General features: G+C 69.6%; 13 protein-coding genes. 5 read left to right on the forward strand and 8 right to left on the reverse strand.

Translation table 11 applies throughout. From position 1 onward, the window contains the following. Nucleotides 1-23: 23 nt before the first annotated feature. The 6 genes from ACFUCU_RS05825 to ACFUCU_RS05850 all read right to left on the reverse strand — a co-directional run bounded on the left by ACFUCU_RS05825 (nt 24) and on the right by ACFUCU_RS05850 (nt 5,213). A complete protein-coding gene (locus ACFUCU_RS05825; protein WP_377971297.1) occupies nt 24-1,028 on the reverse strand; it encodes a zinc-dependent alcohol dehydrogenase family protein in 1,005 nt (334 codons plus the stop codon). Next, nucleotides 1,010-1,855: a universal stress protein gene (locus ACFUCU_RS05830; RefSeq protein ID WP_377971299.1), complete on the reverse strand. Its 846-nt coding sequence runs from the start codon at nt 1,853-1,855 to the stop codon at nt 1,010-1,012. Before ACFUCU_RS05830 ends, ACFUCU_RS05825 begins: the two co-directional genes overlap by 19 nt. Before the next feature lie 76 nt (nt 1,856-1,931). Next, on the reverse strand, nt 1,932-3,104 hold the full coding sequence (locus tag ACFUCU_RS05835; RefSeq protein ID WP_377971301.1) for a YihY/virulence factor BrkB family protein: 1,173 nt from the start codon (nt 3,102-3,104) through the stop codon (nt 1,932-1,934). Nucleotides 3,105-3,184: 80 nt separating this feature from the next. Then, a complete protein-coding gene (locus tag ACFUCU_RS05840) occupies nt 3,185-3,760 on the reverse strand; it encodes a DUF3618 domain-containing protein (RefSeq protein WP_377971303.1) in 576 nt (191 codons plus the stop codon). A 14-nt stretch (nt 3,761-3,774) separates the two neighbouring features. Next, nucleotides 3,775-4,206 carry a phage holin family protein gene (locus tag ACFUCU_RS05845; RefSeq protein ID WP_290256895.1) on the reverse strand — a complete coding sequence of 144 codons (432 nt, stop codon included), beginning with the start codon at nt 4,204-4,206 and terminating at the stop codon, nt 3,775-3,777. Further along, entirely contained in the window at nt 4,203-5,213 is a 1,011-nt protein-coding gene (locus tag ACFUCU_RS05850; protein ID WP_377971306.1) for a hypothetical protein, read from the reverse strand. Before ACFUCU_RS05850 ends, ACFUCU_RS05845 begins: the two co-directional genes overlap by 4 nt. Before the next feature lie 194 nt (nt 5,214-5,407). On the opposite strand from ACFUCU_RS05850, the gene ACFUCU_RS05855 reads away from it, so the two are divergent. Further along, nucleotides 5,408-6,370 carry a spermidine synthase gene (locus ACFUCU_RS05855; protein WP_377971308.1) on the forward strand — a complete coding sequence of 321 codons (963 nt, stop codon included), beginning with the start codon at nt 5,408-5,410 and terminating at the stop codon, nt 6,368-6,370. Here ACFUCU_RS05855 and ACFUCU_RS05860 read toward each other — a convergent pair. Next, nucleotides 6,367-7,275 carry a LysR family transcriptional regulator gene (locus ACFUCU_RS05860; RefSeq protein WP_377971309.1) on the reverse strand — a complete coding sequence of 303 codons (909 nt, stop codon included), beginning with the start codon at nt 7,273-7,275 and terminating at the stop codon, nt 6,367-6,369. The two genes, ACFUCU_RS05855 and ACFUCU_RS05860, sit on opposite strands and share 4 nt — an antisense overlap. Nucleotides 7,276-7,438: 163 nt before the next feature. On the opposite strand from ACFUCU_RS05860, the gene ACFUCU_RS05865 reads away from it, so the two are divergent. The 3 genes from ACFUCU_RS05865 to ACFUCU_RS05875 all read left to right on the forward strand — a co-directional run bounded on the left by ACFUCU_RS05865 (nt 7,439) and on the right by ACFUCU_RS05875 (nt 10,423). Next, the gene (locus ACFUCU_RS05865) at nt 7,439-8,815 is read left to right on the forward strand and encodes an MFS transporter (RefSeq protein ID WP_377971311.1); all 1,377 of its coding nucleotides are present in this window, start codon (nt 7,439-7,441) and stop codon (nt 8,813-8,815) included. 55 nt (nt 8,816-8,870) lie between these two features. Further along, nucleotides 8,871-9,620 (forward strand): 3-hydroxybutyrate dehydrogenase, encoded by a 750-nt coding sequence (locus ACFUCU_RS05870; RefSeq protein ID WP_364136176.1) that lies wholly within the window; start codon nt 8,871-8,873, stop codon nt 9,618-9,620. A gap of 170 nt (nt 9,621-9,790) precedes the next feature. Then, a complete protein-coding gene (locus ACFUCU_RS05875) occupies nt 9,791-10,423 on the forward strand; it encodes a flavin reductase family protein (RefSeq protein WP_377971313.1) in 633 nt (210 codons plus the stop codon). 30 nt (nt 10,424-10,453) lie between these two features. On the opposite strand, the gene ACFUCU_RS05880 is transcribed toward ACFUCU_RS05875, so the two are convergent. Then, nucleotides 10,454-10,756, reverse strand: a complete 303-nt coding sequence (locus ACFUCU_RS05880) for a DUF4193 domain-containing protein (RefSeq protein WP_290256887.1) — start codon at nt 10,754-10,756, stop codon at nt 10,454-10,456. 241 nt (nt 10,757-10,997) lie between these two features. Here ACFUCU_RS05880 and ACFUCU_RS05885 point away from each other — a divergent pair, with 241 nt between their 5' ends. Further along, on the forward strand, nt 10,998-12,404 hold the full coding sequence (locus tag ACFUCU_RS05885) for a rhodanese-like domain-containing protein (protein WP_377971315.1): 1,407 nt from the start codon (nt 10,998-11,000) through the stop codon (nt 12,402-12,404). Nucleotides 12,405-12,440: the final 36 nt, after the last annotated feature.

Genomic DNA, 12,440 nt, shown 5'->3' on the forward strand with positions numbered 1-12,440 from the left:
GCCCGGCCCGCCGCCGGTGGCGCTCAGTCCCTCACCCGAATGACGGCGGCGCCGGTTACCCGGTCCGCGGCCAAGTCCCGGAGGGCCCGGCCGGCTTCCTCGAACGGGTAGGCGGTGGTGCTGGGCCTGAGCGGGATCTCCGCGGCGATCCGGAGGAACTCCTCCCCGTCGGCCCGGGTGTTGGCGGTGACGCTGCGCAGCTGCCGTTCCTGGAAGAGCTCGGTGGCGTAGTTCAGGGCGGGGATGTCGCTGAGGTGGATGCCGGCGACGGCGAGGGTGCCGCCGCGGTCCAGCGCCCGCAGCGCCGGCGGCACCAGGGTTCCCACCGGGGCGAACAGGATGGCCGAATCCAGCGGATCCGGGGGCGGCTCGTCCGCGTCGCCGGCGAACACGGCGCCCAGCTCCAGCGCGAGGGCGCGGGCCGCGGGGGAGCGGGTCATGACATAGACGCTGGCTCCCCGGTAGAGAGCCACCTGCGCGGCAAGGTGGGCGGAGGCACCGAAGCCGTAGATGCCGAGCCGGCCGCCCACGGGAAGGTCGGCGCGCAGCAGGGCCCGGTAGCCGATGATCCCGGCGCACAGCAGCGGGGCGGCCTCCTCGTCCCGGAAGGATTCGGGGAGCCGGTAGGCGAAATCCTGGGCCACGGTCACCAGTTCCGCGTAGCCGCCGTCGCGGTCCCAGCCCGTGAAGGTGGGCGTTAGGCAGAGGTTCTCCTGCCCGCGGACGCAGAACCGGCACACCCGGCAGGTGCCCCCGAGCCAGGCGACCCCCACGCGCTCGCCGGGCTGGAACCGGTCCGCCCCCGGTCCGGACGCGACGACGTCGCCCACCACCTCATGCCCGGGCACCACGCTGGGCCGCCGCGGGGGCAGGTCCCCCTCGGCCAGGTGCAGGTCGGTCCGGCACACGCCGCAGACACGCACCCGGACCAGAACCTCACCGTGGCCGGGGACGGGGTCGGGCCGTTCGCCGGCCACCAGCGGACCGGTGTCCGCGGGCCCGGGCCGGCCTACCCAGCAGGCGCGCATGGGTCTTTCCGGATAATGAGGACGTTGCAGGGTGCCTGGTTCAGGACCGCGGACACGGTGTTCCCCGGGCCGGTTCCGCGGTGGTGGGTCCCCAGGACCAGGACGTCGGCCCTGGCCGCAGCGGCGGAGAGCTCGCGGGCCACGTGCCGCCCGGGGATCAGGGCGCCGGTGACGTCCAGCCCGGGGACCAGGCAGCGGGCCTCGGCGACGGCGTCCGCTAGGAACGCGTCCCCGGCCCGGCGGGCGCCGCGCTCCGGCGCGACGTGGAGAATCTCGAGGCCGGTGCCCGTCGCGGCGGCGAGGGCCGCGGCCTGGGCTACGACGGCGGTCCGTGCCGGGTCGGCGTCGATGGCGGCCGTCACCGGTTGGCCCGGCAGGGTGAGCCGCCTGACCACCATCAGTGGGCAGGGCGCGGAGGCTGCGAGGTCGGCGCAAACGGAGCCGGCGATCCTGCCCAGCACGCCGCCGAGTCCCTGCCTGCCCACCACCAGCAGTGCCGCCCCCCGGGCCGCGTCCTGCAGCACCTGGGCCGGAAGCCCCGGCAGCATCCGGGCGGTGACCGTCAGGCCGGGGGCGGCGGCTCGCGCAATGGCCGCTCCGGAGTCGCGGATGGTCTCTGCGGCGTGCCGCAGCCCGCTGCCGGCCACGCCGCCGACCGGGCCCAGGTTGGAGGTGAAAACCGGCCAGACCCAGGCGTGCACCACCTCGAGGGGGCGCTTGACGGCGGCGGCGTGCCGGGCCGCCCAGCGAACGGCCAGCCGGGCGGAATCGGAGTCGTCATAACCGGCCACGACGGCGGCGCGCGGGCCTGCTGCGGCTGCCGGCATGGATCCTCCCGGGTAGGCGGACGGCACCCCAGCAGTGCGGCTTCAACTCAGTACAGACCGCCCGCCCGAGCGGAGGCTAGGGGCTTTTGTCCCCGCGGCGGCCGTCAGACCCGTGACCGGTGCCGTGACCCGCGGCCTGCTCCTCAGACGCCTGGCGGGCGTGCTCCTCGCGAAGCTCCCGGCCGCGGCGGATGTCCTCTTCCTCCTGGGCCTGCAGCTTGTCGCTCTTCTTGGTGTCCCGCGGCGGCAGCTGGATGGTTTCCTCTGCCTCGATCCCGGCCTGCAGTTCGCGGCCGCGCTCGGTTTCGGCATCGAATTCGGCACCGAACAGCAGCGACATGTTGAGGATCCAGAGCCAGAGCAGCGCCACGATGATGCCGCCGATCGCACCGTACGTCTTGTTGTAGCTGCTGAAGTTGGCCACATAGAAGCCGAAGGCCACCGAGACGAGCAGGAAAACCAGCAGGGCGATCGCCGAGCCCATGCTCAACCAGCGGAACTTGGGCTGCTTCACGTTGGGGGTGGCGTAGTAGAGGATGGCGATCGCAACGATCAGGAGGATCAGCATGACCGGCCATTTGGCGATGTTCCACACCATCAGGAACGCGCCGCCCAGGCCGATCAGGTTACCCACCGATTCGGCCACCGGGCCGCTGAGGACCAGCATGGCGGCGATGACCACCACCAGCAGGAGGTTGACCACGGTGACGCCCAGCATGGTGCCGCGCAGCTTCAGGAACGGCCGGCCCTCATCCGTCTCGTAGACCCGGTTCATGGCGCGGCCAAAGGCGCCCACGTAGCCGGAGGCGGACCAGATGGCCGTTAGGAGGCCGATGACGAAGGTGAAACCGGCCGCGGAGGAACTTGTCAGGTCCTGGATCAGCGGGCGGATCGTGTCGACGGTCTGGCCCGGCGCGATGCGCTGGACGATGTCCAGCAGCGCACCGGTGGTCTTCTGCGCGTCGCCGAAGAGCCCCAGCAGGGACACCAGTGCCAGCAGGGCGGGGAAGATGGAGAGCACCGAATAGTAGGTCAGCGCTGCCGCCAGGTCCGGGCACTGGTCCTTGGTGAACTCGCGCAGGGTTTTTCGCGCGATGTACTTCCAGGAGGGTTTGGTGACGTCGGTGGGGCGGTCCGGCTTGCGGGCGTCCTCAGGAGACGGGGACGTGCGGGCCTTGGCGGTGCTGCTGGTGGCGGTCTCGGCGTCGTCCATGGAGCCAGTGTGCGCCTGGGTGAGGTTCTTGGCCATCGGAATCTTCTTTCGTGGTTAAGCGCAGCGGCCGGCTGCCTCCGCGTCAGCGGGGGCAGCCGGCCGCCATCCGGGTCAGGCTAGGCCTGCTGGACATTGTCCTTGGCGTCGGCGGCGCGGTCCTTGACGTCGGCGACGGCCGTCTGGCCCTCGCCCTTGACGTTCTGGGCGGCGTCGGTGGCGGTGGCCTTGACGTTTTCCACGGCTGCCTGGGCGGGTTCCTTGAGTCCCTCGGCCACGTGCTGGGCCGCCTGGCTGAGTTCCGTGGTGAGCGGCTCGGCCGCAGACTTCAGTGCATCGGCGGCCTCCCGTTCCTTCTGGCTGGCCGGGATCAGGGCGGAGACCAGGAGGCCGGCGCCGAAGGCGATGAGGCCTGCGGCAAGCGGGCTGCCCTGGGTCTTGGCCTTCACTTGGTGCGGTGCGTCGGAGACGGCAGAGCCGGCGTCGCTGAAGTGTGCTCCGGTGCTGCTGCCGGCGTGGTCGGCTGCTCCCATGACTTTCTCCTTCGCTCCGAAGACCGCGTCTTTGACCTTGTCGGTCTGGCGCTGGACGATGTTGGACGGGGTGACCTTGTCCGCTACGGCGTCGACGTTGGTTCCGAGCCGCGCGCGGGTTGCTTCGATGTCGGCACGGATGGCATCCGGGTTTTGACTCATTGTCTTTCCTCGCTTTAGTGGCTGGGCTTGAGAGTGGGGGGAATTTCCTGGATGGTCTCGGCGGTCTGGGGGAGACCCTTGATCGCCTTGAGCTCCTTGCGGCCAATGGAGGCCAGGACCGCGCCGATGATGCCCCAGATGACGGCGACAATCACGCCGGCCCATCCGAGCCCCATCAGGGTCCCGAGTCCCCACCAGAGGGCCAGGGAGAGGAACAGCAGGACGAAGTGTCCCGCCACGCCGGCTCCGGCCAGCATTCCGCTGCCCTTCCCGGCCCGGCTGGTGGTCTGCTTCAGTTCGGCCTTTGCGAGCTCCAGTTCCTGGCGCATCAGGGTGGAAAGATCGCGGGTGACGTCGCCGAGCAGGTCACCCAGCGAGGTGGTCTCCGCTTTCACGTGCGCGTCCGCGGCCTGGGCGTGTGCGCCCAGCGGCATCTCGGTGCTCATCGGCGTCCGCCGTCGAACGGGTCCTTACGGTCCGGGTCGACGCCGGGATCGACGCGGTACGGATCCGCCTCCAGCGGGTCCTCAGCCCAAGTCCCGGCGTGGGCGCCGGATCCCTCCAACGGGTTGGGCGGGTAGGTGTCCGCGGTGGCGGCGGTGGTGGCTTCCGGGTACTGCACCGGCGGCGGCGGAACCGCGACGCCGGCATCGGGCACCCGGGTGACGGGCTGCGGTGCGCGGGAGGCGGCGCCGGCGGAGCCGTTGGCGGACTGATCCGGGGCACCAGCGCTGAGGTTGCGGCTCAGGCGTCCGGCCAGGATGCCGGCGCCGGCGGCTGCCAGCAGGAAGGCGCCGGGACGCTGGCGTGCAAAGGACTTGACCTCGGTCAGGAGCGAGCCCGGATCCCGGTTCTCGAGCCAGGTGGCGACGGAGGCGGAGCGCTCGGCGGCCTGGCGGACCAGGTCGGTGGCTACGCCGGGCTGATCAGAGGCGCGGGCCATGGTGTGGAGTTCGCTGGAGATCGAGTGCAGGCCCTGGGCTGCCTTCTGCTGCTGGTTGCCGGCCTGCTCGGTGAGGTCCGTTCGGGCCTGGTCCAGCAGGTTGCGGGCGTTGCTCTTGACCTCGGAGGCGACGTTGGCTGCCTCGGTCTTGGCGGTCTCGGCGACGTTCTGGGCCGAGTCAACGGCCTGGTCCTTGACCTCAGCGGCCTCATCCTTGGCCGCGTCGGTCTTGGACGACGTTCCGGTTCCGCCGGTGCTGTACGAGTCGGTGCTGTAGGAGTCAGTGTCGAAGGAGCCGGTGCCGGAGGACGCCTGTCCGCCAGCGTAACCGCCGGTGGTCCCTGCAGCCGGGTACTCCGTCGCGGGGTAACCCGTGCCGGCATGCTCCGTGCTGACATGCTCCGTGCCGGAGTTTGCCGCCGATGGGAACGTGGTGCGGGGGCGCAGCTCGTCCTGCGCGTCACCCGGCGTGCCGTAGGTGCCGTCCTGGGGCCATTGGTTCTCTGTCATCGTCGCTCTCTTTCCTTGAAGATCCGCTTTTAGATCTGAGGCCCGGCCGCCGTGCGGCAGCTCCGGAACCCGAATAGTAAGCATGATTACTAACAAATAGTAAGCAAACTTTGCTTCCATTCACAAGGGCCGCCCGGGACTTGGTCCGGGACGGGCCGATAGGGTTGGGGCATGGGCGAGAGGGCTGACGGCTGATGGCGAAGAAGGGCAGGGCCGCCCGGCGCGGAGCCGCCGCGGCCGAGGAAACGCAGGGGCGGCAGGCCGGTTCCGGGGCCCCCGACACGGCAAGGGGGGCGGGTAAAACCGGGCCCGTGGCGGGTGTCTACACCATCGATACCGGAGACTGCGAACTCGTTCCGGACCAGGACAATTCCACCGGCTGGCTGCTGCGCATCAACGGCGTGATGAGCTCCCATATCGACCTGGCGGACCCGTTGTTCCTGGACTTCGAATACATGCGCTGGATTGCCGCCCTGGCCGAGTCCCGCTGGCCGACGGCGGCCTCGCCCCGGCTGCGTGCGCTGCACCTGGGCGGCGGGGCGTGCTCGCTGGCCCGTTACGTCCATGCCGCCTACCCGGAGGCCCGGCAGGTGGCGGTGGAGCTGGATGGCAAGCTGGCGGAATACGTCCGCGGCTGGTTCGACCTGCCCAAGGCCCCGCTGCTGCGGCTCCGGGTCGGGGAGGCCCGGGAGGTCACCGAATCGCTGACGCCCGAAACCCGGGACCTGATCATCCGGGACGTTTTCGCGGGCTCACAGACCCCGCGGCCGCTGACCACCGCCGAGTTCGTTGGCCATGCCAAGCGTCTCCTGGGCCCGGGCGGCGTCTACGTCGTTAACTCCGGGGACGCCCCTGCGCTGACCAACGCCCGCGAGGACGCGGCCGCCATCGCCGGGGCCTTCCGGCACACCGTCATCATCGCCGACCCGGCCATGCTCAAGGGGCGGCGTTACGGCAATATGATCATCGCCGGGAGCGACGAACCGCTCGGTGGGGATCCGGGCCTGGCCCGGCGGCTGCTGGGCGGCGGCGTGCCGGCTCACCTGTGGGACGACGCTCGGGTCCGCTCCTTTGCCGCCGGCGCGGCCGTCCGGCACGACGCCGCCCCCGCCTCCCTGGAGAATCCAGCCCAGCCGGAGAGCCCGGCGCAGCCCTAAGCCCGGCCCGTGCCGCGGCCCATCAGCGCGTCGTGGTGCGCGTCCGTCCCCTCGCGGAGGGCCTGGACGACGGCGGCCACCGCGGGCCGGCGGAGCGAATCGGGCCGCAGCACCATCCAGTAGGGCAGCATCTCGGCGACCTGGTCCGGCACCAGCCGCACCAGGTCCGGGTGCAGGTCCGCGGCGAAGCAGGGCAGGAACCCCACCCCGGCGCCGGCCCGGGTGGCCTCGATGTGCACGAAAACGTTGGTCGAGCTGAGCCCGTCGCGCATGGTCGGCACCAGCCTGCGCGGGGCATCGAGGTCATCCACCTGCAGCATCGAGTCGACAAAGTAGACCAGCGGGTGGCTCTCCAGTTCGGCGAGCGAAGCGGGCGTCCCGTGCTCGGCCACGTAATCGCGGGAGGCGTACATCCCCAGCATGTACTCGCCCAGCCGCGAGGCCTCTGCGCGGTGCACCTGCGGCTCGCCCACCACCACCTCGATGTCCAGGCCGGAGCGCTGCTGCAGTGCCCGCCGGGTCACGGTGATGATTTCCACGCTCAGCCCGGGGTGCCGGCGGCGCAGCTTCGCCACCGCCGGGGCGGCGATGTAGGCGCTGAAGGCATCCGTCGCGGTCATCCGGACGACGCCGGTCACCGGGTCCGGCGTCTTCCCCGGTTCCTCGAGGGAGCGCACGGCGCCCTCCACCTCCTCGGCGACGGCGACGGCGGCGGCGCCCAGGTCCGTCAGCGCCCAGCCGCCCGCGGCGCGGGAGAGGACCCGCCCGCCCAGCGCCTTCTCCAGGGCGGCGATCCGGCGCGAGACCGTGGTGTGGTTCAGGCCCAGGGACTGCGCCGCCGTCGTGAATTTCGCCGAGCGGGAGACGGCCAGAAGAACCAGAAGGTCGTCCGGATTGAGATTCATATCTGCAATTCTGCACACATATCGTGCCGGTTTGGCCATTGAGCGGCGGCGAATCTGCGGCGATACTCGATGAAGCCCATTTTCAGTGCCGTGCATCACAGCTGATCGCACCGCAACGGTAAGCACCACACACTGTGTCGCCGTGGACACCTAGGAGTTTTTTATGAGCGTAGAACAGCGCTCCGCAACACCGCCTGCCGCCCGCAAGGGCGAGGGCCTCAAGAAAATCGTCGCCGCCTCCATGGTGGGAACCGTTGTCGAGTGGTACGAGTTCTTCCTCTACGCCACCGCCGCCACCCTGGTCTTCGGCAAGTACTTCTTCCCGTCCACGGGCAACGACCTTGACGGCATCATCCAGGCATTCCTGACCTACGCCGTCGGCTTCGTCGCCCGGCCGCTGGGCGGGATCGTCTTCGGCCAGATCGGCGACAAGCTGGGCCGCAAGCCCACCCTGCAGCTGACCATCGTCATCATCGGCGTGTCCACCTTCCTGATGGGCTGCCTCCCGGGCTTCGTCGACATCGGGTACCTCGCCCCGGCCCTGCTGGTTATCCTGCGCTTCATCCAGGGCTTCGCCCTGGGCGGTGAGTGGGGCGGCGCCGTCCTCCTGGTCGCCGAGCACAGCCCCAACGAGGGCCGCGGATTCTGGGCCAGCTGGCCGCAGGCCGCCGTGCCGGTGGGCAACCTGCTGGCCACCCTGGTGCTGTTCATCATGTCCAACACCCTCAGCGCCGCGGACTTCCTCGGCTGGGGCTGGCGCGTGGCGTTCTGGCTCTCCGCCGTGATCGTCTTCGTCGGCTACTACATCCGCACCAACGTCTCCGAGGCCCCGATCTTCCTGGAGGCCAAGGCGCAGCTGGAAGCCGAGCAGGCCGCCAGCTACGGCGTCCGCGAAGTCATCCGCAAGTACCCGAAGGGCATCCTGCAGTCCATGGGCCTGCGCTTCGCCGAGAACATCATGTACTACCTGGTGGTCAGCTTCTCGATCGTCTACCTGAAGACCGTGGACAAGTACGACACCTCGTCCCTGCTGCTGGCCCTGCTGATCGCGCACCTGGTGCACTTCCTGATCATCCCGCAGATCGGCCGCCTGGTGGACAGCTGGGGCCGCAAGCCGGTGTACCTGGTCGGTGCCATCTCCGGCGCCACCTGGCCGTTCTTCGCGTTCCCGATGTTCGACACCAAGAACGCCGTCGTCATCGTCCTGGCCGTGACCATTGGCCTCTGCCTGCACGGCTTCATGTACGCCGGGCAGCCGGCCCTGATGGCCGAGCTGTTCCCCACCCGGATGCGTTACGCCGGCGTCTCCCTCGGCTCCCAGGTCACCTCGATCTTCGCCGGTTCGCTGGCACCGCTGCTGGCCACCGCCTGGCTCAAGGACACCAACTCCTGGCTGCCCACCGCCATCTACCTCGTGGTGGCATGCGTCATCACCGCGGCCACCGTGCTGACCCTTAAGGAAACCAAGGGCATCGCACTGGAGGACGTGGACCGGGCCGACGCCGAGCGTGAAGGCCTGGCCGTAGCCTCCGTCCGCTGACCCGGACAGCAGCACCTGCAGCACTCGTCAATTTCTGAACTGGAAGGCTGGGTATATGGAAAACTCACTCAACGGCCGCAAGGCCCTGGTCACCGGCGGAGCGAGCGGCATCGGCGCGGCTACGGTACGCGCCCTGGCCGCCCGCGGCGCGAAGGTGGTGGTGGCCGACGTCAATGAGGCCGCCGCGACCGCCCTCGCGGACGAGGTGGGCGGCTCCGCCTGGGCCGTCGACCTGTTCGACACCGACTCTCTGCAGTCGCTCAGCCTGGACTGCGACATCCTGGTCAACAATGCCGGGATCCAGCGGATCAGCCCCATCGAGGACTTTGATCCGGCCGATTTCCGCCGGATTCTGACCCTGATGCTGGAGGCTCCGTTCCTGCTGATCCGCGCCGCGCTGCCGCACATGTATGCGAATAACTTCGGCCGGATCATCAACCTCTCCTCGGTCCACGGGCTGCGGGCCTCGCCGTTCAAGAGCGCCTACGTCTCGGCCAAGCACGGCCTGGAGGGCCTGAGCAAGGTCACGGCGCTGGAGGGCGGCGCGCACGGCGTCACCTCCAACTGCGTCAACCCGGGCTACGTCCGGACCCCGCTGGTGGAGTCGCAGGTGGCGGACCAGGCCAAGGTCCACGGCATCCCCGAGTCCGAGGTGCTGGCCAAGATCATGCTGACCGAGGCGGCCGTGAAGCGGCTCGTGGAACCGGAGGAGGTCGCCTCGTTGGTGGCCTGGCTGTCCTCCGACGACGCCGGCATGGTCACCGGCGCGAGCTACACCATGGACGGCGGCTGGTCCGCCCGCTAGGGGCGGCCGGCTGACGGTTCCGAAAGAGAGAAGATCGGTGGGAATCCGTCCGGGCGCGATGCCCGGGCGGATTTCTGCCGTTAAGCGGGAGTGGGGGCGCCGGCGAGCCGGCACCCCGCCCCGGTGCCCCGCGTCCCGGGTCCCGGCGCGGGCCTCGCTAGGCTGGGCCCATGCGCAAGGATTTCAGCCCCTCGGACCTGTCCTCCGCCGAGTTCTACCGGCTACTCACGGCCCTGGTGGTGCCGCGGCCCATCGCGTGGGTCTCCAGCACGTCCGCGGAGGGTGTGGACAACCTCGCGCCGCATTCGTTCTATACGGTGGCGTCGGTGACGCCACCCATCCTCCAGTTCACCTCGGTGGGCCGGAAGGATACGTTGCGGAACATCACGGAGCGCGGTGAGTTCGTGGTGAACTTCGCTCCCGCCTCGCTCATGGCCGAGGTCAATGCCACCGGAACCAATTTTCCGGCCGACGTCAGCGAGTTCGATGCCGCCGGCCTCACCCGGGAGGGGGGCAGGACGGTCTCCGTTCCGCGGGTGGCCGAGTCGCCCGCGGCTTTCGAGTGCCGGCTGCACGCGACGCAGCCGATGGGGGATTGTGTTCTGATTTTCGGGGAGGTCACCCACGCCGTGGTGGCCGGGGATGTCCTGGCCGGCGACCATCCGCTGATCGATCGGCTGGGCCCCCTGTCCCGGCTGGGCCGGGACGAATGGGGCATGCCGGGACCCGTTGAGGAACTTAAGCGGATCCGCCGGTCCGAGTGGCCGGGCTCTTTCCGCCGTCGCGACGAACCCGGCGCCTAGCCGGTATTCCTGTGGGGCGGTGGCCCGCCGTCAGCCTTCGCAATCGGTGCAGTAGGCGTGACCGTCCTTTTCGCGGGCGATCTGGGAACGGTGCCGGACCAGGAAGCAGGAGTAGCAGGTGAACTCGTCGGAGGCCTGCGGGATCACCTGGACGATCAGTTCCTCGCCCGAAAGGTCGGCGCCGGGGAGTTCGACGCCGTCGACAGTGTCGGCCTCGTCGAGTTCCAGCACGACGCTGCGGGCGTCGGGGGAGTTGGCGGACTTCAGGGCTTCGAGGGAAGCGTTGCGGGATTCGGCGACGTCGGGGCGTACTTCGTCGTAGTCGGTTGCCACGTGGGGTGTGCTCTTTTCTTTGCTGTCTGGTTGCTGGTTCAGGTACAACGCGCCCGACCCCCATTTTGTGCCCGCCCGCCGAAATCTCTTTACCCGCCATCTCCCGGAGGCCGTCCGGGCTCTTGATCCCGGGCGCCCACGGCCCGGATTTGCGAGGCTTGCAACATACCCCGGGGGGTATTATCGTTGTGGGTAGACCACCGGAGGATCCTCCTCCCGGACGCCGACGAAAGAGAGTCCCATGCTTATCGAGCGCATCTATGACGAAGACCTCGCCCAGGCCAGCTACTTCATTGGCTGCCAGGCAAAGGGCCAGGCCCTGGTGGTCGATCCCCGTCGTGATATCGCCGTGTACAAGAACCTGGCGGCAGCCAACGGGATGACCATCGTCGCGGTGACCGAGACCCACATCCACGCCGACTTCCTCTCCGGCACCCGCGAACTGGCCGCCGCCACCGGCGCCACCGCGTACGTCTCCGGCGAGGGCGGGGCTGACTGGCAGTACGGCTTCGACGCCGAGCGCCTCAACGACAACGACGAGATCACCCTCGGCAACATCACCGTCAAGGCCCTCCACACGCCGGGCCACACCCCGGAGCACCTCTCGTTCCTCATCACCGACGGCGCGTTCGCGGACCGGCCCGGCTACCTGCTCTCCGGTGATTTCGTGTTCTCCGGCGACCTGGGCCGCCCGGACCTGCTCGACGAGGCCGCCGGAGGCGTCGACACCCGCTTTGAGGGCGCCAAGCAGCTCTTCGCCAGCCTGCGGGACAAGTTCCTGACCCTGCCGGACCACGTCCAGGTCCACCCGGGCCATGGCGCCGGCAGTGCCTGCGGCAAGGCCCTCGGCGCCATCCCGTCCTCCACTGTGGGCTACGAGCGTCTCTACGCCTGGTGGGGCCCGTACCTGGCGGCCAACGACGAGCAGGGCTTCATCAGCGAACTCCTCGACGGCCAGCCGGACGCGCACGCCTACTTCGCCCGCATGAAGCGCGAAAACCGTGAAGGCCCCGCCGTCATGGGTGAGCGTGCGCCCCTGGCCGAGCTGGATGCGGCCGACGTCGACAAGGATCTCGCCGCGGACAAGGTCATCTTCGTTGACACCCGCGCCAACGCCCAGGTCCATGAGGGCACCGTCACCGGTTCGGTCAACGTCCCCGCCGGCAAGTCCACCGCCAGCTTCGGCGCCTGGGTGGTCGACCCCGAGCAGGACAAGGCCCCGCTGGTCCTGCTCGCCCCGGACCAGGCCGCCGCGATGGAGATGTGGGACCACCTGGTCCGCGTCGGCATCGACAAGGTCGCCGGCTACGTCACCCGGCTCGAAGGACTGCCCATCAGCGTCCCGCGGCTGATCCAGCCCGAGGAGCTCGACGGCTTCGAGGCCGCCATGGTGCTGGATGTCCGCAACAAGACCGAGCACGCCGCCGGGCACATCCCCGGCTCCTACCAGCTCAGCGGCGGCCGCGTCATGTGGCACCTGGACGAACTCCCCACCGAGGGCACCATCGTCTCCTACTGCCAGAGCGGCGTCCGGAACTCCGTGGCGGCCAGCGCCCTGCGCCGGGCCGGCTACGACGTCGTCGAACTCGACGGCAGCTACGCCGCCTGGGCGGCGCAGCAGCAGAAGTCCGCCATCAACGCCGGCTGATCACTGCCTAAATAGGGCGGCGGCCCGGGGAAAACC

Source organism: Arthrobacter sp. NPDC057259, from assembly GCF_042668995.1.
Lineage (GTDB): Bacteria > Actinomycetota > Actinomycetes > Actinomycetales > Micrococcaceae > Arthrobacter.

Coding starts and splice junctions, on each gene's coding strand:
- ACFUCU_RS05860 (WP_377971309.1), bottom strand. CDS start 7,275: ATGAATCTCAATCCGGACGACCTTCTGGTTCTTCTGGCCGTCTCCCGC.
- ACFUCU_RS05865 (WP_377971311.1), top strand. CDS start 7,439: ATGAGCGTAGAACAGCGCTCCGCAACACCGCCTGCCGCCCGCAAGGGC.
- ACFUCU_RS05835 (WP_377971301.1), bottom strand. CDS start 3,104: ATGGCCAAGAACCTCACCCAGGCGCACACTGGCTCCATGGACGACGCC.
- ACFUCU_RS05850 (WP_377971306.1), bottom strand. CDS start 5,213: ATGACAGAGAACCAATGGCCCCAGGACGGCACCTACGGCACGCCGGGT.
- ACFUCU_RS05840 (WP_377971303.1), bottom strand. CDS start 3,760: ATGAGTCAAAACCCGGATGCCATCCGTGCCGACATCGAAGCAACCCGC.
- ACFUCU_RS05825 (WP_377971297.1), bottom strand. CDS start 1,028: ATGCGCGCCTGCTGGGTAGGCCGGCCCGGGCCCGCGGACACCGGTCCG.
- ACFUCU_RS05830 (WP_377971299.1), bottom strand. CDS start 1,855: ATGCCGGCAGCCGCAGCAGGCCCGCGCGCCGCCGTCGTGGCCGGTTAT.
- ACFUCU_RS05845 (WP_290256895.1), bottom strand. CDS start 4,206: ATGAGCACCGAGATGCCGCTGGGCGCACACGCCCAGGCCGCGGACGCG.
- ACFUCU_RS05885 (WP_377971315.1), top strand. CDS start 10,998: ATGCTTATCGAGCGCATCTATGACGAAGACCTCGCCCAGGCCAGCTAC.
- ACFUCU_RS05870 (WP_364136176.1), top strand. CDS start 8,871: ATGGAAAACTCACTCAACGGCCGCAAGGCCCTGGTCACCGGCGGAGCG.
- ACFUCU_RS05875 (WP_377971313.1), top strand. CDS start 9,791: ATGCGCAAGGATTTCAGCCCCTCGGACCTGTCCTCCGCCGAGTTCTAC.
- ACFUCU_RS05855 (WP_377971308.1), top strand. CDS start 5,408: ATGGCGAAGAAGGGCAGGGCCGCCCGGCGCGGAGCCGCCGCGGCCGAG.